This is a genomic window from Clavibacter michiganensis subsp. insidiosus (assembly GCF_002240565.1).
In the GTDB taxonomy this organism is placed as follows: domain Bacteria; phylum Actinomycetota; class Actinomycetes; order Actinomycetales; family Microbacteriaceae; genus Clavibacter; species Clavibacter insidiosus.
The window spans coordinates 3159695-3183468 of sequence record NZ_MZMO01000001.1; the positions used below are offsets into that span (position 1 = coordinate 3159695).

11 protein-coding genes are annotated in these 23774 nt (G+C 78.0%); 8 read left to right on the forward strand and 3 right to left on the reverse strand.

The features are described from left to right. Positions 1-97: 97 nt before the first annotated feature. From B5P21_RS15275 to B5P21_RS15310, 8 genes are all read left to right on the forward strand, one after another. On the forward strand, positions 98-6895 hold the full coding sequence (locus tag B5P21_RS15275; RefSeq protein WP_094171350.1) for a non-ribosomal peptide synthetase: 6798 nt from the start codon (positions 98-100) through the stop codon (positions 6893-6895). After that, on the forward strand, positions 6892-12450 hold the full coding sequence (locus B5P21_RS15280; RefSeq protein ID WP_094171351.1) for a non-ribosomal peptide synthetase: 5559 nt from the start codon (positions 6892-6894) through the stop codon (positions 12448-12450). The genes B5P21_RS15275 and B5P21_RS15280 overlap by 4 nt, the downstream gene beginning before the upstream one ends. Further along, complete coding sequence (locus B5P21_RS15285; protein ID WP_094171352.1) at positions 12447-13592, forward strand: saccharopine dehydrogenase NADP-binding domain-containing protein; 1146 nt, start codon at positions 12447-12449, stop codon at positions 13590-13592. Before B5P21_RS15280 ends, B5P21_RS15285 begins: the two co-directional genes overlap by 4 nt. After that, positions 13589-15526: a Gfo/Idh/MocA family oxidoreductase gene (locus B5P21_RS15290; RefSeq protein ID WP_094171353.1), complete on the forward strand. Its 1938-nt coding sequence runs from the start codon at positions 13589-13591 to the stop codon at positions 15524-15526. The genes B5P21_RS15285 and B5P21_RS15290 overlap by 4 nt, the downstream gene beginning before the upstream one ends. Before the next feature lie 97 nt (positions 15527-15623). Beyond that, positions 15624-16424: a thioesterase II family protein gene (locus B5P21_RS15295; protein ID WP_094171354.1), complete on the forward strand. Its 801-nt coding sequence runs from the start codon at positions 15624-15626 to the stop codon at positions 16422-16424. Continuing rightward, positions 16421-17179: a class I SAM-dependent methyltransferase gene (locus B5P21_RS15300; RefSeq protein ID WP_052663158.1), complete on the forward strand. Its 759-nt coding sequence runs from the start codon at positions 16421-16423 to the stop codon at positions 17177-17179. The genes B5P21_RS15295 and B5P21_RS15300 overlap by 4 nt, the downstream gene beginning before the upstream one ends. Then, positions 17176-18984 carry an ABC transporter ATP-binding protein gene (locus tag B5P21_RS15305; RefSeq protein WP_094171355.1) on the forward strand — a complete coding sequence of 603 codons (1809 nt, stop codon included), beginning with the start codon at positions 17176-17178 and terminating at the stop codon, positions 18982-18984. Before B5P21_RS15300 ends, B5P21_RS15305 begins: the two co-directional genes overlap by 4 nt. After that, positions 18984-20726 carry an ABC transporter ATP-binding protein gene (locus B5P21_RS15310; RefSeq protein WP_045526358.1) on the forward strand — a complete coding sequence of 581 codons (1743 nt, stop codon included), beginning with the start codon at positions 18984-18986 and terminating at the stop codon, positions 20724-20726. The genes B5P21_RS15305 and B5P21_RS15310 overlap by 1 nt, the downstream gene beginning before the upstream one ends. Here the strand turns inward: B5P21_RS15310 and B5P21_RS15315 are convergent. The 3 genes from B5P21_RS15315 to B5P21_RS15325 are packed head-to-tail and all read right to left on the reverse strand — an operon-like array spanning position 20660 to position 23755. Next, a complete protein-coding gene (locus tag B5P21_RS15315) occupies positions 20660-21517 on the reverse strand; it encodes a GNAT family N-acetyltransferase (protein ID WP_236688756.1) in 858 nt (285 codons plus the stop codon). The genes B5P21_RS15310 and B5P21_RS15315 overlap by 67 nt on opposite strands. After that, on the reverse strand, positions 21514-22743 hold the full coding sequence (locus tag B5P21_RS15320) for a dipeptidase (RefSeq protein WP_094171356.1): 1230 nt from the start codon (positions 22741-22743) through the stop codon (positions 21514-21516). Before B5P21_RS15320 ends, B5P21_RS15315 begins: the two co-directional genes overlap by 4 nt. A 7-nt stretch (positions 22744-22750) precedes the next feature. Next, the gene (locus tag B5P21_RS15325) at positions 22751-23755 is read right to left on the reverse strand and encodes an aldo/keto reductase (protein WP_045526355.1); all 1005 of its coding nucleotides are present in this window, start codon (positions 23753-23755) and stop codon (positions 22751-22753) included. Between the last annotated feature and the right edge of the window lie 19 nt (positions 23756-23774).

Consider the following 23774-nt stretch of genomic DNA (forward strand, 5'->3'; position numbering starts at 1 on the left):
TCAGCGTCCTCCTCATGCCGTGGACGGATCTCGTCGCCGGCGCGTCAGCCGCCATATGATAACCGTTCTCAACATTGCGAGTCCGAGGAGCGTGCACATGACCGAGCGGATCCCGTCCGTCCCTCCTGCCGCGCTGCTCCGCGACCAGGTCGCGCGCGCCCTGCGCCTCGACCCCGCCGAGGTGGGCCTCGACGACGACCTGGTGGACCTCGGGCTCGAGTCCACCGCGCTCATCCGCCTCGCCGGGCGCTGGCGACGCGACGGCCTCGCGGCCGACTTCTCGCGCCTCGCCGCCGACCCCACGATCCGGGCGTGGACGCGCGTGCTGGGCGCGTCCGCCGCGGACGACGCCGCGGACGCGGATCCCATCGGGCGCACCGCCGCTCCCGCCCTCGACCCCGCGTCGCCGTCTCCCCTCACGCCGCTGCAGCACGCGTACTGGCTCGGCCGGCAGCCCGGCCAGCCGTCCGGGTCGGTCGCCGCCCACTTCTACGTCGAGCTCGACGGGGCGGAGCGGGATCCCGAGCGGCTGCGCACGGCCCTCGCCGCCCTGGTCGCCCGGCACGCGTCGCTGCGGATGCGCTTCCGGGACGACGGCACGCAACAGCCCCTGCCCGCCGACGAGGAGCCGCCCGCCGCCCGGCTGCGCGTCCACGACCTCCGCGCGCTCCCCGCCGACGCCGTCGCGGAGCGCCTGGCGGAGATGCGCGACGCGGGCACGCACCGCCGCATGGCCGTCGAGCGCGGCGAGGTGCTCCGCGTCGACCTGTCGCTCGTGCCGGGCGGCCGCAGCCGCCTCCACGTCGACCTCGACATGCTCGCGGGCGACGCCATCAGCCTCCGCGTGATCCTCGCCGACCTCCGCGACCTCGTGGACGAGCCGGGGCGGCAGCTGCCCGGGATCCACCGCGACGTGCGCGGCGAGCTGGCGGCCCGGGCCGCGCGCGCCGCGGCGTCCCGCTCCTCGGCCGACGCGCGCTGGTGGCGCGAGCGCGTGCCCGACCTCCCGGCGGGCCCCGCGCTGCCCGTCCGCGACGACGCCGAGCGGGCGGGGAACGTGCCGCGCTCCCGCCGGCTGCACCACCGGATAGGAGAGGAGGAGCTCCGCCTGCTCGAGGCCGCGGCGCGCGCCCGCGGGCTGACGGTGGCCGCCGTGCTCGCGACGGCGTTCGCCGAGGTCGTGGCCGCCTGGTCGGCCGACGGCCGCTTCCTCCTCAACCTCCCCGTGCTCGACCGCGGCGACGAGGAGGGGCTGGAGCTGCTCGTCGGCGAGTTCAGCACCTCGATCCTGCTCGACGTCGACCTGCGGGAGGAGCGGCCGTTCCGGGAGGACGCGGCGCGGATCCAGCAGGGCGTGCGCGAGGCGGTCGCCCACGCGGGCTACGGCGGCGTCGACGTGCTCCGCGACCTCGCGCGCCGCGACGGCGGCAGCCCCGTGCTGGCGCCCGTCGTGTACACGAGCGCCATCGGCCTGGGCGAGCTGTACGACGCGTCCATCCGGCGCGCGCTCGGGGAGCCGGTGTGGATCATCTCCCAGGGCCCGCAGGTCTGGCTCGACGCCCAGGTCACCGAGCTCGAGGGCGGGCTGCTGCTCAACTGGGACGTGCGGGTCGACATCCTCGAGGCCTCGGCGATGGAGGCCGCGTTCGCCGCGTACCGCACGCTCGTCGACGGGCTGGTGCACGAGCGGCCGGGCGCCTGGGACCGGCCGGCGCTCGCGGTCCCCGCCCCGGAGGACGTGCGGGCGCGCCGCGCCCTCGAGCGGCCGACCCCGGATGCGGACGCGCCCGGCGCGGGCGACGGCCTCCTGCACTCGGCGTTCCTCGCGCGGGCGGCCGCGGATCCGGACCGGCCGGCGGTCATCGCGTCCGACGGCCGCGTGGTCGCCTACGGCGAGCTGGCCGACCACGCGCGCCGGATCGCCGGGCTGCTGGGCGCGCACGGCGTCGGCCCCGGCGCGACCGTGGCGCTCACCGCACCCGCCGGACCCGATCGCGTGGCCGCCGTGCTCGGCGTGCTGCTCGCCGGCGCCTGCTCCGCGCCCGTCGGCCCGGACCAGCCGCCCGCGCGCCGCGCGCTGGTCCTCGAGCGGGGGATCGACTGCGTCCTCGCCGACGACGCGCTGGTCGCCGTCTCCGCTGCGGCCGTCGGCCCGGGCGGCCCACCCGTGGTGGCGCTGGGCGCCGCCCGGCACGCCGAGCCGCTCGCGGGTCCCGTCGCCGTCGCCCCCGACGACCCCGCCTACCTGCTGTTCACGTCGGGATCCACCGGCCGGCCGAAGGGCGTGGAGGTCGCCCACCGGGCCGCCGTCGCCACCATCCGGTCCCTCGCGCGCGTCGCGCCCGTCGGCCCGGACGACCGCGCCATCGCGCTCTCCGCGCTCGACTTCGACCTCTCCGTCTACGACCTGTTCGCGGTGCTCTCGGTGGGCGGCGCGGTCGTCGTGCCCGCCGAGCACGAGCGCCGCGACGCCGACCGCTGGCGGGATCTCGTGCGCGCGCACGGCGTCACGGTCTGGAACACCGTGCCCGCGCTGCTCGACATGCTGCTCGCCGCGACCGGCGACGGATCCCTGCCGCTCCGGCTCGTGCTGCTCGGCGGCGACGTGGTCGGGGCGGATCTGCCGGGGCGCCTCTCCGCCTGCGCGCCCGCCGCCCGGCTGCTCGCCCTCGGCGGGATGACGGAGGCGACCATCCACTCCACCGTGCACGAGGCGGCTGCGGGCTCCCCCGCGGATCCGGCGTCGTCCGCGCGCGGCCTCCCCTGGGGCGCCCCTCTGCCCGGCGTGCGCCTCCGGGTCGTCGACGAGCGCGGCCGCGACCGCCCCGACGGCGTGCCCGGCGAGCTGCTCGTGGGCGGGCACGCGCTGGCCCGCGGCTACCGCGGCGAGGCCGACCTCACCGCCGCACGCTTCCCGGTGCGGGACGGCGAGCGCTGGTACCGGTCGGGCGACCGCGCCCGGTACCGCCGCGACGACGCGGGGCGGCCGGTGCTCGAGTTCCTCGGGCGCGCGGACCACCAGCTGAAGATCCGGGGGCACCGCGTGGAACCCGGGGAGGTCGAGGCCGCGCTGGCCTCCTTCCCGGGCGTGCAGCGCGCGGTCGTCGTCGCCGTCGCGGGCGCGCTCGCCGCGATGGTGGTGCCCGAGGAGGGCGCGGTCGTCGCGCCCGACGACGTCGCGGCCCATGCGGGCGCGCTGCTGCCGCCGTCCATGGCGTGCGCGCGCGTGGTCGTGCGGGCCGAGCTGCCGCTCACCGCCAACGGGAAGGTCGACCGGGCCAGGATCCGCGCGGAGCTCGCCGAGCGCCCCGCCCCCGCCCCGCGACCGGACGACGACGCCCCGCTGTCGCCCGAGGAGCGGCTCGTCGAGCGCGTCTGGAGCGGTCTGCTCGGCACCCCGTGCGGTCGCGGGCGCTCCTTCTTCGCCGCGGGCGGCGACTCCCTCCAGGCCACCCGCAGCATCGCCGCCCTGCGCGCCGCGGGCGCCGCCGACGCGAGCGTGGCCGCGCTGTTCCGGCACCCGGTGCTGGCCGACTTCGCGGCGACGCTGCACCTCACGACCCCGGAGCCGGCGGCCGCGCGCGCCCGCATCGTGCCGGACCCCGAGCACCGCCACGACCCGTTCCCGCTCACCGACGTGCAGCGCGCGTACGCGGTCGGCCGCGACCCCCGCATCCCGCTCGGCGGCGTCGGCACGTACCACCACACCGAGTTCGACGGCCAGGGGCAGGACCTCGACCTGCTCGCCGCCGCGTTCGACGAGCTCGTGCGCCGGCACCCGACGCTGCGCACCGTGATCGACACCGACGGCACCCAGCGCGTGCTCGAGGAGGTGCCGCCCGTGCGCGTGGACGCGCGCGAGGTGCCAGCCGACGCGGATCCGGACGCGGTAGCCCGGGAGCTCGCCGCGTTCCGCGAGCGCACCTCGCACCGGTGCCACGACCTCGCCGTCTGGCCGCTCTTCGACGTCGACGCGCTGCGCTACCCGGACGGCCGGGGCGGGATCCGCACGCGCATCGCGATCGGCATCGACTACGCCGTCGTCGACGCGCTCTCGATCATGATCCTGTACACCGAGCTCGACCTCCTCGTGCGCGGCCTGCCGCTCCCGCCCGCCCCCGCCGAGCTGACGTTCCGGGACTGCGTGCTGCAGATCCGGCCAGACCCGGAGCGGCGGCGCGCCGACGAGGAGCACTGGCGCGCGCGGCTCGCCGACATGCCCGATGCCCCGCGGCTGCCGCTCGCGAACGCCGACCCGGCGCCGCGCTTCGTCCGCCGTGCGCACCGCTTCGACGCCGCGTGGTGGACCGCCTTCCGCGACCGCTGCCGGGCGGCCGGGCTGACGCCCACGAGCATGCTGGCCACCGCGTACGGCCACGTGCTCTCCCGCTGGACGGGGCAGCGCGACCTCACCATGACGCTGACCCTCTTCGACCGGCGCGACGTCCATCCCGACATGCCGCGTCTCGTCGGCGACTTCACCGCCCTGACCCTGCTCGACCACCGCGCCGCGGGCTCGGCGGCGGAGGCGGCGCGCGGGCTGCAGGAGCGCCTCGCCGCCGACCTCGACCACCGCGAGGCGCCCGCGTCGTGGATCCTGCGGGAGCGCGCGCGCCTCGCGGGCACGGCCGTGGCGCCGGTGCCCGTGGTGTTCACGAGCGCGATCGGCGTCGGCGACGGCGTCTCGGCCGACGTGCCGGGGGCGTTCGGCGAGCGGATCCACGGCGTGTCCCAGTCCCCCCAGGTGCTCCTCGACGTCCAGGTGCTGGAGGACCACGGCGGGCTGCGGGTCGACGCGGACGCGCGCGACGACGCGTTCCCGCCGGGCCTCGTCGACGCCCTCGTCGCCGCGTACGCGGCCACGCTCGAGCACCTCGCCGCGGCCGACTGGGACGCTCCGCTCCCCGTGGATCCCCCGGCCGACCAGGCGCGCGCCCGCGCCACGGCGACCGCGACGCCCGCGGCTCCCCGACCGGGCCGCCTCCTGCACGACGCCGTGCACGAGGCCGCGCTCCGGGCGCCCGACGCGCCCGCGCTCATCACGGGCACGGGCGCGTCGACGCGCGTCGTGACGCACGGCCAGCTCGCCGACCGCGCCATGCGGATCGCCGGCGCGCTCCACAGGCGCGGCATCGGGCCGGGCGACCTCGTCGGCATCACGCTGCCGCGCGGCGCGGACCAGGCGGCGGCGGTCCTCGGCGTGCTGAGCGCGGGCGCCGCGTACGCGCCCGTCGGGATCGCGCAGCCTCCCGCGCGGCGGCGGGCCATCCACCGCGCGGCGGGCATCCGGCTGGTGATCGCCGACGACCCGGCCGCGGCGGGCGGCAACGCCCCCGACGCGCCCGCCCTCCTCCGCCCGGCCGAGGCGACCGCAGGGGAGCGGCTCGACGCACCCGTGCGACCGCCCGTCGAGGCGCTCGCCTACGTCATCCACACCTCCGGCTCCACGGGCGAGCCCAAGGGCGTGGAGATCGCGCACGACGCGGCGTGGTCCACGGTCGACGCGGTGTCCCGGATGCTCGACCTCGGCGCCGGAGACCGGATCCTCGCCCTCTCCGCGCTCGACTTCGACCTCTCCGTGTTCGACGTGCTCGGCGTGCTGGGCGCGGGCGGCGCGCTCGTGATCCCCGAGGAGGGCGAGGAGCGCGACGCCCCGCGGTGGCTCGACCTGGTGCACGAGCACGGGGTCACGCTGTGGGACACGGTGCCGATGCTGCTCGACATGCTCCTCGTCGCGGCCGACGACCGGCCCGGGAGGCTCGGCCCGCTGCGGGCGGCGCTGGTCTCCGGCGACCGCGTGGGCACCGACCTGCACGGGCGGTTGATCCGCGCGGCCGGCCCGGGTACGCGGCTCGTGGCCCTGGGCGGCGCCACCGAGGCGGCCATCTGGTCGAACGCGTGGGAGGTGGACGGCCCGCTGGAGGGCTGGGGATCCGCGCCCTACGGCCGGCCGCTGCCCGACCAGGCGTTCCGGGTGCTCGACGCGTGCGGCCGGGACTGCCCCGACTGGGTGCCGGGCGAGCTCGTCATCGGCGGCCGCGGCCTCGCCCGCGGCTACCGGGGCGACCCCGCGCGCACGGCGGCCGCGTTCGTCGAGCTCGACGGCGGCCGCTGGTACCGCACGGGCGACACGGGCAGGTACCGGCCGGGCGGGATCCTCGAGTTCCTCGGCCGGGCGGACCGGCAGGTGAAGCTCGGCGGGCACCGGATGGAGCTCGGCGAGATCGAGGCCGCGCACGCGGCCGCGCCCGGGGTGCGGCGCGCGATCGCGCTCGTGGTCGACGGGCCGGCGGGACGGCGGCGCCTGCACGCGGCCGTCGAGCCGGGCGACGGGCACGACGGGGCCGCGGTGCTGGCCGCGGCGACCGCGACGGCCGCCGACCGGCTCCCCGCGTACGCGATGCCGCACCGGATCCACCTCGTCGACGCGTGGCCGCTCACCGCGAACGGCAAGGTCGACGTCGCGGCGCTCGCCCGCGCGCTCGCGGACGCGGACGCCGGCGCGGGCCCGACGCGCTCCGACGCCGCGCACGCCCCCGACGACGCCGGCCCCGCCGTGCCCGCGACGGAGACGGAGGCCGCCCTCGCCGAGCTGTGGGCCGGGATCCTCGGCGCCCCGCCCGCCCCGGGCGTCGGCTTCTTCGCGGCGGGCGGCGACAGCCTCGCCATGCTCCGGCTCGTGACCGCCGCCCAGCGCCGCTTCGGCGTCGACGCGGGCGTCCGCCGCTTCCTCGAGGAGCCGACCGTGCGGGCGTACGCCGCCTGCATCGACCGCGTGCGCGCGCCCGCCACCCCGTCCACCCCGTCCACCCCCGCGTCCGCATCCCCCGCGGACGCACCCGCCCGACCGCCGGCCACGACCGGCGCCGACCTCTTCGAAAGCGGAGACCTGTGAACGCTGAACAGCTCATCGACGACCTCAACGCCCGCGGCGTCCGGCTCTGGGCGGAGGACGGGCGGATCCGGTTCCGCGGGCCGCGCGGCGTGATCGACGACGACCGGCGCGAGCTCATCCGCCGGCACCGCGACGAGGTGCTCGCGCTCCTCGGGCGGCAGGACGGGTCGGGGGCGGGCGCCCCGGATCCGGCCGCCGCCGATCCCGCCGCCGCGCACGCGCCGTTCCCGCTCACCCCCGTGCAGACCGCGTACCTCCTCGGCCGCACCGACGCGTACCCCTACGGCGGCGTGGCCTGCAGCGCCGACCTCGACCTGTCGTGGCCGGCGTCCACCGACCCCGCGCGCATCGTCGACGCGTGGATCCGCCTGGTCGCGCACCACGGCATGCTGCGCGCCGAGATCCACCCCGACGGCTCGCAGCGCGTGCTCGCCGACCCCGGCCCTGTCGAGGTGACGGTCGACGACCTCAGGGGCCTCGGCCCCGCGTCGCTCGGGCACCGCCTCGACGCCGTGCGCGCGGACCTCGCGCAGGGCACGGGCCGCGATCCGGGCTGGCCGCGGGTGCGCGCCGTCGTGACCCGCGCCGACGACGCCGTGCGCCTGCACCTGGCGGTCGACCTGCTCGTGCTCGACCACGCGAGCCTCCAGCTCGTGCTCGACCAGCTGCGCGCGCTCGTCGCGGATCCCGCCGCCGCCCTGCCCGGCACCGACGACGGGCAGCCCGGCTTCCGCGACTGCGTGCTGGCCCGGCGCGCCCTCACGGCGTCGGCCGCGTACGAGCGCGACCGCTCCTACTGGTGGCGGCGCCTCGACGACCTGCCGCCCGCGCCGGAGCTGCCGCTCGCGGACCACGATCCGATGGCCGCGCCCGCGCGGTTCCGCCGGCTCTCCGCCGTGCTCGACCCCGCCGCCGCCGCGCGCCTCGACCGCGCCGCCGCCGACGCCGGCGTGACCCCCACGAGCGCCCTGCTCGCCGCCTACGCCGAGACCGTGGGCCGCTGGAGCCGCAGCCCGCGCTTCCTCCTCAACGTGCCCGTCTCGGATCGCCGCGGCCTGCCCGACGGCGCCGCGCACGTGGTGGGCGACTTCACGTCCGTGGAGCTGCTCGAGGTCGACCTCACCGCGGACGTGCCCGCCGTGGAGCGGATGCGCGCCCTCTCCGCCCGCCTGCTCGAGGACCTCGCCCACCCGCTCTGCGGCGGCACCGAGCTCCTCGCCGAGCTCACCCGGCGGCGCGGCGGCGACGCGCGCGACGTGGCGCTCGCCCCCGTGGTCTTCACGAGCGCGCTCGCCGGGGACGCGGCGGGCGCGCCCACGGGCGACGGCGGGCGGATCACCGCGGCCGTCACGCGCACGCCGCAGGTGTGGATCGACTGCCAGGCCCTCCGAGTGCCCGACGGGCTGCAGCTCAGCTGGGACGTCCGGGAGGGCGTGCTCGCCGACGGCGTGGCCGACGCCGCGTTCGGCGCCTTCATCCGGGCCGTGCGCGCCCTCGCCGACGACCCGGCCGCCTGGCAGCTGCCGTGCGCCGTCGACCTGCCCGACGACCAGCGCGAGCGGCGGATCCGGGTGGGCGACACCGGGGATCCGGTCGCGCCCGCGCTCGTGCACGAGCCGCTCCTCGCGGCGGCGGCCGCACCCGACGCGCCCGCCGTCATCGCCCCCGACCGCACGCTGAGCCACGACGAGCTCGTGCGGCGCGCGGCCGCCGTGGCCGCGCGACTCCGCTCCACCGGGCACCGCCCGGGCGACCGGGTGGCGATCGTCGCGGCGCGCGGCTGGGAGCAGGTCGTCGCCGTCGTCGGCGTGCTCCTCGCGGGCGGCGCGTACGTGCCGGTGGACGTGGCCCAGCCGCGGATCCGCCGCGACACCGTGCTGGCGGACGCCGGGATCCGCCAGGTGCTCACGCAGGAGGCCCTCGTCGGCGCCCCCGCGGACTGGCCCACGGGCGTCGAGCGGATCGCGGTCGACGCGCTCGAGCCGGCCGCCGCCCGTCCGGCCCCCGGCGCCGGGCGCGACGGCGTGGATCCGGCCCACCCCGCCTACGTCATCTACACGTCCGGGTCCACCGGCACCCCCAAGGGCGCGATCCTCTCCCACCACGCCGCGCACAACACGCTCGTCGACATCCGCGAGCGCTTCGGCGTCGGCCCCGACGACCGCGTGCTCGCGCTCGCGGGCCTCGGATTCGACCTGTCGGTCTTCGACGTGCTCGGCGTGCTCGGCGCGGGCGGCGCGATGGTCTTGCCGGACCCGCGGCGGCGCGACGACCCCTCGCACTGGGCCGCGCTCATCGCCCGCCACCGCGTCACGCTCTGGAACTCCGTGCCCGCGCAGGCGCGCATGCTGCAGGACTACCGCGACGCGGTGGCCGCGACCGGCGGCGCGGCGGACGGCGACGGCCCCAGCACGCTGCGGCTCGCGCTCCTCTCGGGCGACTGGATCCCCGTGACCCTCCCCGACGCGATGCGCGCCGGCCACCCCGAGCTCACCATGGTGAGCCTCGGCGGCGCGACCGAGGCCGCCATCTGGTCGGTGCACCACGTGATCGGCGAGGTCGACCGGCTGCGGCCGAGCATCCCGTACGGCACGCCGTTGCGGGGCCAGCGGCTGGCCGTGGTCGACCACCTCGGGCGGGACCGGCCCGAGGGCGTGCCCGGCGAGATCCTCATCCGCGGCGCCGGCGTCGCGCTCGGGTACCTCGGCGACCCGGAGCGCACGCGCGAGCGCTTCCGGGTGGATCCCGCGACCGGCGACCGCGAGTACCGCACGGGCGACATCGGCCGGTACCTGCCCGACGGCAGCATCGAGCTCCTCGGGCGCGAGGACGCGCAGGTGAAGATCCGCGGGTACCGCATCGAGCTGGCGGAGATCCAGGCCGCGGTGCTCGCCCACCCGGGCGTCGCCGACTGCGCGGTGCAGGTGGCCGAGGGGACCGCGGGCCGGCACCTCGTCGGGCTGGTCCAGCCCGAGCGGATCACGCCGGCGGATGCGGATCCGGCCGCCGGCGACGCCGCGCGCGCCGCCCTCGCCGCGGCCGCCGCCGACGTCGACACCGACGCCCTCGGCGCGTTCCTCGCCCAGTTCGACGAGCACGCGCTCCGCGTGATCGAGCGCACGCTCGCGGCGGCGGGCGCGCTCGTCGACGACGCCGTGCCCGTCAGCGCCGACGAGGTCGCCGACCTCCTCCGCGCCAGCGACGCGCACCGGGTCGTCGTGCGCCGCTGGCTGCGCGCGCTGGAGCGTCGCGGGCGCATCGCGCGCGACGCCGACGGGCGCCTCCGGGGCGCGCTCTCCGCGAATCCTGCGCGGGTCGCGCGCGCCTGGGCCCGGGTGGAGGAGGCCGAGCGGGAGATCCGCTGGAGCGCCGAGCTGCTCCGCCACGTGCAGTCGTCGAGCCTCGCGCTCGCGGACCTCGTGAGCGGCGACCTCGACATCGCGGAGCTGCTCTACCCGGGCGCCCCGAGCGACGCGATCGGCGCGGCCTACCGCGACAACCTCGGCGTGCGCCTGCTCACGGCCGCGCTCACGGCCGCGGTCGTGGCCCTCTCAGACCAGCACGAGGCCCGCGGGCACGGCGCGGACGAGCCGCTCCGGATCCTCGAGGTGCGCGGCGGCGTGGGCGGCGCGGCCGACCAGCTCATCCCCGCGCTCGCGGGCCGGGCCGTGGAGTACACGTTCACCGACCCGTCGATGTTCCACGTCGGCGAGGCGCGCGAGCGCCACCCCGACCGGCCCGGCGTGCGCTTCCAGGCCTTCGACCCGGCCCTCGACCCGCTGCCGCAGGGCCAGCGCCCGAGCTCCTACGACGTCGTGATCTGCTCCAACGGCCTGCACGGCGTGCCCGACGTGCCGGCCGCCCTCCGGCGCCTGCGGGGGCTCCTCGCCCCGCACGGCCACCTCGCCGTGATCGAGAGCACGCGCGAGGACAACCCGCCGCTCATGATCGCCACCGACTTCATGGAGGTGCGCGCCGGCGGACCCGCGGACGCCCGGCTCGCCGACGACGCGCTGCTCTTCGAGGCCCCCGAGTGGCGGGCGATGCTCGACGACCTCGGCGCCCGCGGGATCCAGCAGGTGCCGGCCGACGAGGATCCGCTCTCCGGCCTCGGCCAGCACCTCCTGCTCGCGGAGGTGAAGGCCGACCGCGCGCCGCTCCGGGCCGCGTCGCTCCGCCGCCACACCGCCGACCGCCTGCCGGACTACATGGTGCCGCGCCGCTGGCAGGTGCTCGACGCGCTGCCGGTCACCGCGAACGGCAAGGTCGACCGGGCCGCGCTCGCCCGGCTCGCGGAGGACCGGGCGCCCCAGGCGACGGTCGCCGCGGGATCCGACGCGCCCCGCGACGACGTCGAGCGCCGGCTCCAGGAGCTGTGGGCGGAGCTGCTGGGCCGCCCCGGGATCGGCCGCGACGACGACTTCTTCGCGCTCGGCGGCGACTCGCTCCTCGTGGCGCGCCTCGTGGGCCGGATGCGCGAGCAGCTCCCCGAGGTGGTCGACCTCGAGTGGGACGTCGTGCTCCGCCACATGCTGCGCCGACCCACGATCGCCGGGCTCGCCGGCTACGTGCGCCAGGCCGGGCAGGGCGCCGCGGGCGAGCGGGACGCACCCGCGACGCCGGCCGTGAGCCTGCTCTCCGGATCCGGCCGGGGCCCGGCCACCGTGCTCGTCCACGCCGGGATCGGCACGATCATGCCGTACCGCGCGCTCATGACCGAGATCCGCCGGAGGTCCCGCGGCACCGGCTCGCTGTACGGCGTGGAGGTCCCCGACCTCGACGCCTTCCTCGACGCCGACCCGCACGGGCTCATCGACCGGATCGCCGCGGAGTACGCCCGCGAGCTCCTCGCGACCGGGATCCGCGCCTTCCACGTCGTCGGCTACTGCCTCGGCGGCCTGGTCGCCACCGAGGTGGCGCGCGCGCTCACCGAGGCGGGCGCCGACGTCGCGTCGTTCACCGCCATCAGCAGCCACAGCCCCGCGTTCCGGCTCGACGACGAGATGGTGTCCGAGTACTCGTTCGCGATGATGATCGGCATCGACCCCGTCGACCTCGGCTTCCCCGCCGACCCGTGGCGCATCGCCGCGGCGGGCGCGCGCATCCTCGAGAGGACCCCCGGGGTCATGCCCGCGGACGGCTACGCGTCGCTCGACGGCGAGTTCGCCGACATCGGCCAGGCGTTCCTCGACCTGTCGCGCATCCCGCGCCGGGCCCGCATCGCCCGCATGTGCGAGGTCGTGCCGCCGGCGTCCGGCAGCTACAGCCCGGAGCAGATGACGCGCTTCTTCCGCACCTTCCGGCAGAGCGTCTTCGCGATCACGCGCTACCGGCCGGATCCGTACGCGGGCGACATCACGTTCCTCCGCCACAGCGGCGCGTACCCGTTCCCGGGCAGCAGGGAGGCGGTCACCGACTACTGGGAGGAGCTCGCGCTCGGCGAGCTCGACATCGTCGACATCCCGGGCGACCACTACGACTGCCTGTCGGTGGAGCACGCGCCCCGCGTGCTGTCGATCCTCACGCGCGTCACGGGCGGGGCGGTGATCGCGTGATCGCGGTCATCGGCGCGTCGGGCGCCGTCGGGCGCCCCGCGGTGCTCGCCCTCCGCGCCGCCTCCGACGAGCCGCTCCGGCTCGGCGGGCGCCGCGCGGAGCCGCTCCGCGCGCTCGCCGAGGAGGCGGGCGGCCAGGTCGAGGCCGTGACCGTCGACCTGAGGGACGACGACGCGCTCGCGCGCTTCTGCCGCGGCGCCGACGTGGTGGTGCACTGCGCCGCGCCGGCCTTCGCGTTCGGCGACCGGATCGCGGCGGCCGCGCTCGAGGCGGGCGCCGACTACGTGGACGTCTGCGGCGAGGAGCCCGTGCGCGCGGGCCTCGTCGCGCGCGGCCTCGCCGCCGACGCCGTGCGCGACGGCCGCCGCGCGGTGGTGTCGACGGGCGTGGTCCCCGGCCTCTCGGGCCTCCTGCCGCGGCTCGCCGCCCAGGGGCTGCGCGGCCCGCTCCGGCTGCGCGGCTGGGTGGGCGGGGTCGAGGCGTGCTCCCCCGGGGTCGCGCTCGACGTGCCGCTGTCGCTGGCGGCCGGGGGGCCCGGATCCACCGCGTACGGCACGCCGCTCGCCGCGTGGTCGGGCGGCCGGCGGGTCGAGCGGGCGCTGCGGGCGGAGGAGGACGCGACGGCGCCGTTCTTCCCGGGCCGGGTCGCGCTCCAGCCGTACCTGTCGGCCGAGACCGAGCGGATCGCGCGCGGCGCCGGCTTCGCGGAGGCGGAGTGGTGGAACGTGCACCCGGGCCCCGCCGTGCGCGACGCCCTCAACCGGCTCCCCGCGCTGCTCGCGGGCGACGACGGCGCGACGGCGGCGGCCGACGCGCTCATCCGCGCGGGCGACCTCGACCTCCTCGGGACCCGGCCCTTCCACGTGCTGGCCGTCTCCGTCCGCGGCACCGACGCCGACGGCGATCCGGTCGAGCGCGCGATCGTGCTGCACAGCGACGACAGCTACGTGCTCGCCGGCCGTCTCGCCGCGATCACCGTGCGGGAGATCCGCGCGGGCGCCGTGCCCGCGGGCGTCGGCTTCGCGCACGACGTGCTGGATCCGCGGCGCGTCCTCGACCTCGTCGCCGCATCGGGCGCGAGCACCGTCACCCGCATCGACGACGCGGGCGACGCGGGCGAGATGGTGGAGGAGGACCTGTGACGCCCGACGCCGCCCACCGCCCGCTGCGCGTCGTCGTCTGCGGCACCGGCTTCGGCCGCATCCACCTCCGGGCCGTGCTCGCGCGCCCCGAGCTGCGGCTGGTCGGGATCCTCGCGCGCGGCGGCGACGCCTCCCGCGCGCTCGCGGCCCGGCACGGCGTGCCGCTGTGGACCGACGTCGCCGAGCTGCCCGCCGACGTCGACCTGGCCTCGGTCGCCGTCGGCTCGGCCGTGCAGGGCGGGCCCGGATCCGAGCTCGTGCTCGCGCTGCTCGCGCGCGGGATCCACGTGCTCCAGGAGCACCCGGCGCACCCCGACGAGATCACCGCGGCCGCCCGCGCCGCTCGGACGGCTGGCGTCCGCTACCGCCTCTCCACGCACTACCGGCACGTGCGCGCGACCCGCGGCTTCCTCGCGTCGGCCGAGCGGCTGCGGGCCAGGAGCCCGCTCGTGCACGTGGACGCCGCCGGTCCCGTGCACCTGCTGCAGCCGCTCGTCGACGTCCTCGGCCAGGCGGTCGGCGGGCTCCGGCCGTGGGCGTTCGCGGATCCCGTCGCGCGCCCGCGCGAGCTGACCGCGCTCGAGACGCGCGCGTCCCCGCTCACCGCGATCGAGGGCGTGGTCGGCGGCGTCCCGCTCTCCCTGCGCGTGCACGACGAGCTGCATCCCGCCGACCGCGACAACCACGCGCTGCTCTGGCCGCGCATCTCCCTCGCGTCGGAGGCGGGCGTGCTGACGCTCGCCGACGTGCACGGCCCCGTCACCTGGAGCCCGGCGCTGCACACCCGCCGCGACGCGGCCGGGCGGCTCGACCTCGACGGGGGTCCCGCCCGGCGCGCCCTGCCGCGCCTCAGCGTCTGGCCGGACGCGCCCGCGCCGACCGCGGGCCAGCTCTTCGACGACGTGTGGCCGGATGCGGTCGGGCACGCGCTCGGGGCGCTCGTGGCGGAGATCCGCTCGGGCGACGGCGACGCGCTCCGCTCGGCGCAGGCCGACATCACGATGGCGCGCGCGTGGGTGGACCTCACCCGGCGGCTCGGCCCGCCGCGGAGCATCCGCCCGGGCGAGCCGCCGCGGGTGACGGCCGAGGCGATCCTGCCCGCGGCGGAGCCGGCACCCGGGCGCGGTCCGTCGGGCGGCGCGGCGGCGGGCGGCGCGGCGGCGGGCGCGTCCCCCGGCCCGGCGCCCGCCGACCCCTACGGCCCCGCGGCCGAGCTCTTCGACCTCGCCGCCGCCGCGCACGCGGAGCTCACGGCCGCCGCGGTGTGCCGGCTCCTCGACGGCCGCGACCTGTCCCAGGCGCCCGTACTCGACCTCGGGGCGGGGACGGGCGTCATCGCGCGGGCCGTCGCGCGCGCGCACCCGGAGGCGCGGATCGTCGCCGCCGAGCCGTCCGAGCCGCTGCGGGCGGTGCTGACGGCGCGGATCCTCGACGCCGACGGCCTGCAGGAGCGCGTGACCGTGACCGCCGGATCCGCGCCCGACCTCGACCTGCCCGACCGCCTCTCCGCGGTGCTCCTCTGCGGCGTGCTCGGCCACCTCGATCCCGGGCAGCGCGCCCGGCTCTGGACCCGCATCGCGGAGCGGTTGCTGCCGGGCGGGGTCGTCGTGGTCGAGACGATGGGGCTCGAGGCCGGGACGCGCGTGCCCGAGGCGCGCCTGGCCCGCACGAGCGTGGGCGACGACGAGGTCGAGTGGTGGTTCCGGGCGGATCCCGCGCCCGACGGCCTCCTCGACCTGCGCACGCGCTGGCGCAGCCGCGAGCCCGGCGGCCGGGAGCGCGAGGTGCACGACGCGTACTCCTGGGATCCCGTGGGCCTCGAGGAGCTCGCCCGGGAGGCCGGCATGGACCTCGTGCGCCTGCCCGCCGCCGCCGGCGCGTCGCTCCCGCTCGGCGCGCTCGTGCCGCGGCCGACGGATCCGCCCGCCGGGTGACGCGCCGCCCTCCACACCGCGACGCCCGCTTATCGCGAATCATTCTCATCAAGGGCTACGCTCCTTCCCGACCGACACCGCAGCGAGAGGCCGCACCATGATCGAGACCCCGCGCGCCGACGGCGGCTGGCTGCGGCGCGTCGCCGCGACGCCCGATGCCCGCATCCGCCTCGTCTGCCTGCCGCACGCGGGCGGCGCGGCGTCCGCGTACCGCGGCTGGGCGCCGTTCGCGCCGCGGGGCGTCGAGGTCCTCGCGGTGCAGTACCCGGGCCGCGCGGACCGCTACGGCGATCCCGTCAGCCCCGATCTCGCGACGCTCTCCGCCGACGTCGCGGCGGCCGTCGACGCCCTGCCCGACCACCTGCCCGTCGTGCTCTTCGGGCACAGCATGGGCGCCCTGGTCGCCTACGAGACCGCGCGCGTCCTCGCCGCGCGCGGCCGCCCCGCCGCCCGGCTCGTCGTGTCGGGACGCCGCGCGCCGACCGTGCGGTGGGGCGGCACCCTGCACCGGCAGGACGACGCCGCGCTCCTCGCCGACCTGGAGCGGCACTCCGGGACGGCGCCCGAGATCCTCGCCGACGACGGCATGCGACGCACCGTCCTCGCCTGCCTGCGCGACGACTACCGGCTCGTGGAGACGCACCGCACCGCAGCGGGACCCGGGCCCGGCTGCCCGGTGAGCGTGTTCAGCGGCGACGCGGATCCCGAGCTGCGGCCCGCCGAGGCCGAGGCGTGGCACCGCCTCGCCGGCGACGCGGCGGCGGGCGGCGACCTCCGGGTCTTCCGCGGCGGCCACTTCTACCTGGCCGAGCGGCCGGCCGAGGTGGTCGAGGCGATCGTCTCCCTGCTGGATCCCGCGCTCGCGTTCCCCGCCCCGGCGGAGTCGATGTTCCCGTGACGCTGGATCTCCAGGACTACTCCCCGGGCGCCGAGTTCTACGACCTCGTTGCCCGACGCCACACGGAGGCGCTCGCGGGCGTGCTCGCCGAGGCGCTGGCGGGCGCCCCGGCGGGCACGGCAGCCGGCACCGACGCCGACCCCGGGACCGTCGTGGAGCTCGGCGCGGGCACCGGCCGCGTCACGCGGCTGCTCGCCGACCTCGTGCCCGACGCGCCGATCCTCGCCGCGGAGCCGTCCCCCGTCATGCGCGCCGTGCTGCGCAGCCGCGTGCACGAGGATCCCGCCCTGCGCCGCCGGGTCACCATCCGCCCCGAGACGGCGCAGGAGCTCGTGCTGCCCGACCGGATCCGCGCGGTCGTGCTGATCGGCGTCGCCGGCCACCTCGGGAGCGACGACCGGGCCGACCTGTGGCGACGCTGCCTCGAGCGGCTGGTGCCCGGCGGCGCGGTCGTCGTCGACCTGATGGGCACGAGCGCGCGCTCGCTCCCGCCGACGCGCCTCCTGCGCGAGCGCATCGGCACCCAGGACTACGAGTGGTGGACCACGGCCGAGCCCGGCCGCGACGGCGCCACCCGCTTCACCACCCGCTGGCTCGTGCTCGACGGCGCGAGGACGGTGCGCGAGGTCCGAGGAGGATACGAATGGCACAGCCTGGACCCGGCGACGCTCGCCCGGGAGGCGGGCCGGTCGTGGACCGTGCTCCGCGGCGGGGCCGAGGAGGCGGCGACCGAGGTCGCGGTGCTCCGCCGATGACGGACGCCGCCGACGCGACGACCGCGACCCCCGCCGCCGAGGCGCCCACCACGGTCGCCGACGCCGTCCGGTCCGTGCGCGGCCGGCTGGCGGCCGCCGTCCTGGTGCAGGCGGCGGCCTCCGCGAGCGGGCTCGCCGCGGTCGTCGCCGTCGCCGAGATCGGCCGCGCCGCGGTGTCCGACCCGGGCGGCCCGCCGGCGTGGGGCGCCGTGATCCTCGCCGCCGTCGCCGGCCTCGCGGGCCTCCTGCTCTCCGCGGCCGCCGACACCCTCACGCACCTCGCCGACGCCGACCTCCAGCTCGACCTCCGGCGCCGGGTCGTCGCGCGGCTCGGCCGGGTCCCGCTCTCCTGGTTCGACGACCACGACGCCGGCCGGGTGCGCCAGGCCGTGCAGCAGGACGTGGCGGCGCTGCACGCGCTCGTGGCGCACACGCTGCTCGACGTCACGCGGCTCGTCGTCGTCACCGTCGCGTCGCTCGCCTACCTGCTGACGCTCGACGTGCCGCTCGCGCTCGTGTGCCTCCTGCCGCTCGTCGCCGGCGTCGCGCTGTTCGCGCGCGCCATGGCGGGTGCCATGTCGTCCATGGCCGAGTACGGGCGCGCGTCGGCCGAGATCGCGGGCAGCGTGGTGGAGTTCGTCGACGGGATCCAGGTGGTGCGCTCCTTCGGCCGGCCCGGCCGCGCCCACGCCCGCTCCCTGCGGGCGGTCGACGCCTTCGCCGCGTTCTTCGGCGCCTGGGTCGCGCGGACCACGGCGGCCACCACCGCGTCCTGGCTGACGGTCTCGCCGATCGGCGTGCTCGCCCTCGTCGTCCCCGTGGGCGGCGCGATGGTCGCGGCGGGCGCGCTCCCCGCCGCCGACCTCGCGCCGTTCCTCCTGCTCGCGCCCGCGATGGCGGCGCCCGTGGGCGTGATCGGCCCGCGCGCGCAGGCCATCCGGGGCGCCGTCGACGCGGCCGCCTCCGTCGACGAGGTGCTGCGCGCGCCGGCCGAGCCCGCGGTCGCCGACCCGCGCGAGCCCGACGCCCGCCGCGGCCCGGGCCTCGTGCTCCGCGGCGTCGGCTTCTCCTACGACGGGGAGCGCGACGCGCTCCGGGACGTCGACCTCGACCTGCCCCCAGGATCCGTGACGGCGGTCGTCGGCCCGTCCGGCTCCGGCAAGTCCACCCTCGCGGCCCTCGTCGCCCGCCTGCGCCTGCCCAGCCGCGGCACCGTGGAGCTCGGCGGCGTGGACGTGCGCGACGCGACCCCGTCGGCCTGGCACGCCCGGGTCGGCTGCGTGCTCCAGGACACGGTGCTGCTGCGCGACACGGCGCTCGAGAACCTCCGGCTGGGCCGCCCCGACGCGCCGCTCGACGAGGTGCGCGCCGCCGCCCGGATCGCCCAGGTCGACGACGTCATCGAGGCGCTCTCGGACGGCTACGCCACCGTGCTGGATCCGCGCGGCGGCCTCTCCGGCGGCGAGGCCCAGCGCATCGCCCTCGCCCGCGCGCTCGTCGCCGACTGCCCGGTGCTGGTGCTCGACGAGCCGATGGCGCACGCCGACCCGAGCACGGCCGGGCGCATGCGGCGCGCCCTCGACCACGCGACCCGGGACCGGACCGTGCTGGTCGTCGCGCACCGGCTGGAGACGGTGGAGCACGCCGACCGCATCGTCGTGATGGACGCGGGCCGCGTCGCGGAGCAGGGCACGCACGCGGAGCTCCTGGCCCGCGACGGCCTGTACGCACGGCTCCTCCGCGCGGGCGCGCCCACGGCGACCGGGCCGACGACGACGACCGACACCCCCGGGGAGGGACGCTGATGCGCGCGATCGACGAGGCCAGGCGGACCCTGGGGCCCGCGGGCGAGCGGGAGCTGCGCCCGGTCGTGGCGCGGATGGCGGCCGCGTCCGTGCTGCACGGCGCGGCGGCCCTGTCCCTCGTGCCGGTGCTGGAGCGGCTCTTCGGCGCGGATCCGGCGTCCGCGTGGCCGTGGATCGCCCTCTTCCTGCTCCTCGCCGCCGCCCACCTCGCCGTGCAGGCCCGCGCGCAGTCGGCCGCGTTCGGCGCGGGCGTCCGGGCGGCGAACGCGCTGCACCACCGCATCGGCGACCACGTGGTGCGCCTCCCGCTGGCCTGGTTCGACGCCACCCATCGCGCGGAGCTGACGGCCGCGGCGGGCGGCAGCGTGCTCGCGTCGATGGGCGTGCCCGCGTACCTGCTGCGTCCGCTCATCACCGCGGCCGTGGTGCCCGCGGTCATCGCGCTGGGCCTCCTGGTGGTGGATCCCCCGCTCGGCGCCGCCCTGCTCGTGGCCGCGCCCGTGCTCGTGCTGGCCCTCCGCGTCGGCGGCCGGATCATGGCGCGCGCCGACGCCGAGCGCACCGCGGCGGACACGGGGATCGGCGAGCGCGTCGTCGAGTTCGCGCAGGCCCAGCACGTGCTGCGCGCGCACGGCCGCACCGGGCGCGACGCGGGCCTCGTCGACGCGATCCTCGTGCGGCACCGCGCCGCGTCCCGCGCGCTCATCGGCCGCACCGTCGCGGGGCTGGTGGCCTTCGGCGCCGTGATGCGCGTCGTGCTCGTGGTGGCGCTCGTCATCGCGGTCGACCGCGCCGTCGGCGGCCCCGTCGACCCGGGGCGTACGGTCGCGGCGCTCGTGCTCGTCTTCCACGCCGCCGACCTCGTGGGCCAGGGGGCGGAGCTGGCGGTCGGCGTGCGCGCCGCGCGCCGCGACGTCCAGGCCGTGGGCCGGATCCTCGACGCCGCCCCCATCCCCGAGCCGCAGCCCGCCTCGGCGCGCGTGCCCGCCGGCGCCGACGTGGAGCTCGACGGCGTGTCCTTCTCCTACCCGGGTTCCCGGGCCGAGGCCGTCGCGGGCCTCGACGCCACGCTGCCCGCCGGCCGCATGACCGCGCTCGTGGGGCCGTCCGGATCCGGCAAGACCACGGTCGCCCGGCTCCTCGCCCGCGCCGCCGACGTGACCGGCGGATCCGTGCGCATCGGCGGGGTCGACGTCCGCGACATGGCGCTCGCCGACGTGGCCGCGAACGTGTCCACGGTCTTCCAGGACGTCCACCTGCTCGCGGGCACGCTCGGCGACAACGTACGCATCGCGGATCCCGACGCCGACGACGCCGCCGTGGTGGACGCGCTGCGCCGCGCCGGCCTGCCGCTCGGCGACGGGCTCGACCTCGACACTCCCGTGGGCGAGGGCGGCCGCCAGCTGTCGGGCGGCCAGCGCCAGCGCGTCTCGATCGCCCGCGTGCTCCTGAAGGACGCGCCCGTGGTCGTGCTCGACGAGGCCACGGCGGCGCTCGACGCGGAGAGCGCCGCGGCCGTGGGCGAGGCGATCCGGCTCCTGCGCGGGCACCGCACCCTGCTCGTGATCGCGCACCGGCTCGACACCGTGCGGAGCGCCGACGAGATCCTCGTGCTCGACGGCGGCCGCCTGGTGCAGCGCGGCACGCACGACGAGCTCGCCGGCGAGCCGGGCGTCTACGCCGAGTTCCTCGCCGACCTCGTCGCGTCGGACGGCTGGCGGGTGCGGGCCCAGTACTCGTAGCGCGAGGCGGGCGCGAAGCCGAGCCCCTCGTACAGTGCCCGGGCACCGTGGTTCTCGGCCACGACCTGCAGCCAGAGGTCGGTGATCCCCCGCTCGGCGCCCGCCCGGACCGCGGCTCCCATGGCCGCCCGAGACAGGCCGCGCCGTCGGGCCTCGGGGCGCGTCGCGACGGCGAAGAGCCCGCCCCAGCCGCCCACGAGCGCGAGGCGCGCGGTGGCGAGCACGCGGTCGCCGTCGCGGACGGCGGCGTACACGGACGGGCCGCGCTCGAGGATCCCGCGGGCGACGGCGAGCTCCGCGGATCCGCCGCGCCCGTCCACGCTCCACCACGCGTCCAGCCAGGCGTCGTCGGGCGCGTCGGCGACCGCGACCTGGAGCGCGGGATCCGCGGGCGCCGCGTCCGCCAGGCGCTCGGCCACCGCGCCGGCGTCGGCGACCTGCACGAGCGTGCGCGCCTCGGCCATGTAGCCGCGGGCGGCCAGCCGGGAGGAGAGGTCGGCCGGCTCCGACGCGGGCGACACCTGCACGCACGCGTCGATCCCCTGGTCGCGCGCGAACGCCTCGACCGCGTCCAGGGCGGCGTCCGGGTCGTCGACGGGGCCGACCGGGAGCGCCGAGTTCGCGCGCTTCGTCACGCCGCCGGCGGCGCGGAGGGTCCATGCCGCGTGCCGCTCGCGGTGCTCGGCCGGCCAGCCGCGGTCGGCCAGGTCGTCCAGCAGGGCGGCCGCGGCGCGCGGGTCCATCGCGGTCACGGCGGCGGCTCCGACCCCGGATCCGGCGTCGAGGCTCACGCCAGCGCCCCCGCGTCCGCCGCCCCGCGGGACACGTCGTCGTCCGCGTCCGCCGCCCGCAGCACGCGCAGCGCGTTGCCGCCCGCGATCGCGCGGAGGTCGTCGTCCGACCAGCCGCGCTCGGCGAGCGCGGCGATCAGGGCCGGATAGCAGGAGACGTCCTCGAGCCCGTCGGGCGTGCGGTCGACGCCGTCGTAGTCGCCGCCGAGGCCCACGTGCCGGGGGCCGGCGACCTCGCGGATCCGCTCCACGTGCCGCACGACGTCGGCGAGCGTCGCGCGCGGCCGCTCCCCGGGCCGGCGGGCGGCGACGGCCTGCACGCCCTCGTGGTCGCGCGGGTCCACGCCCTCGGCCACGGCGAGCGCCAGCGTCTCCTCGTGCCACTCCGCGACCGCGGGCGACACGAACTGCGGCACGAACGTGGCCATGCAGACGCCGCCGTTCGCGGGCAGGGACTGGAGCACGTCGTCGGGCACGTTCCGCGGCACGTCGGACTCCGCGCGCGCCCCCGAGTGCGAGAACAGCACCGGCCGCCGGGCGATCCGCAGCGCGTGCCGCATCACGTCGGCCGACACGTGCGACAGGTCGACGAGCATGCCGATCCGCTCCATCTCGGCCACCACGCGCTCGCCCGCCGGGCTCAGCCCGTGGTGCACGGGCGCGTCGGTCGCCGAGTCGGCCCACGCCACGTTCGCGTTGTGCGTGAGCGTCATGTACCGCACGCCGAGCGCGCGCATGGTCCGCAGCGCGCCGAGGGATCCGCCGATCGAGTGGCCGCCCTCCATGCCGAGGAGCGAGGCGACGCGGCCGGATGCGACGACACGCTCCACGTCGTCGGCGGTCACGGCGAGCGCGAGCCGGTCCGGGTGCGCGGCGACGAGGCGGCGCACGACGTCGATCTGCTCGATGGTCGAGCGCACGGGGTCGATGCCGGGCAGGTCCGGCACCCACACCGACCAGAACTGCGCCGCCACCCGGCCGCGCGCGAGGCGCGGCAGGTCGGTGTGCAGGCCGGGCACGGCATCCTCCACGGCGAGGCGCGCGATCACGTCGTCGGCGACGGACGCGCTCGGCCCGCCCTCCCGCACCGCGCGCTCGCGGAGCGCCCAGGCGAGGTCGTCGTGGCCGTCGACGATCCCCTGCGCGTCGAGCAGGCGCCCGACGCGGTCGGCGAGCGCGGAGGCGGCGGGTGCGGGTGCGGGTGCGGGTGCGGGGGCGTCCGTCATCCGCGGATCAGCGCCCGGTGCCGTCGACCGCGAACGGCTCGATCACCGCCAGCTCGTCGTCCGTCAGCGCCGGGGCGCCGGCCGCGGCCACGTTCTGCTCCAGCTGCTCCACGCTCGACGCGCCGATGAGCGCGCTCGTGATCCCGGGGTGCCGCAGCACCCACGACAGCGCGAGCTGCGCGAGCGTCTGCCCGCGCCCCTCGGCCACCGCCTGCAGGCCGCGCGCCCGCTCCAGGTAGACGGACGAGACCGCGGACTCGTCGAGGAACCCGCTGGTCGCGGCGCGCGAGTCGGCGGGGATGGATCCCGACAGGTACCGGTCGGTGAGCAGCCCCTGCGCGAGCGGCGAGAACACGATGCAGCCGGATCCCGCCTCCTCCAGCACGGGCAGCAGCCCGCCCTCGACGTGCCGGTTGAACATGGAGTAGCTCGGCTGGTGGATGGTCAGCGGCACCCTGTGCTCGGCGAGCGCCGCCACCGCGCGCTCCGTCTGCTCGGGCGAGTAGTTGCTGATGCCGGCGTAGAGCGCCTTGCCCTGGTGCACCGCGGTCGCGAGCGCGCCCATGGTCTCCTCGATGGGCGTCTCGGGATCCGGCCGGTGCGAGTAGAAGACGTCGACGTACTCGAGGCCCATGCGGCCGAGGCTCTGGTCGAGCGACGCGAGCATCGACTTCCGGGAGCCCCACTCGCCGTAGGGGCCGTCCCACATGAGGTAGCCGGCCTTGGAGGAGATGACGATCTCGTCGCGGTACGGGCGGAGGTCCTCGGCGAGGATCCGGCCGAACGCGGTCTCGGCGCTGCCGGGAGGCGGGCCGTAGTTGTTGGCGAGGTCGAAGTGCGTGATCCCGAGGTCGAACGCGCGGCGGACGATGGCGCGCTGGGTGTCGATCGGGCGGGCGGTGCCGAAGTTGTGCCACAGGCCGAGCGACAGCTCGGGGAGCTTGAGGCCGCTGCGGCCGGAGCGGCGGTACGGCATGGACGAGTAGCGATCGGGATGAGCGACGTAGGTCATCCGCCGAGCGTACCGAGGG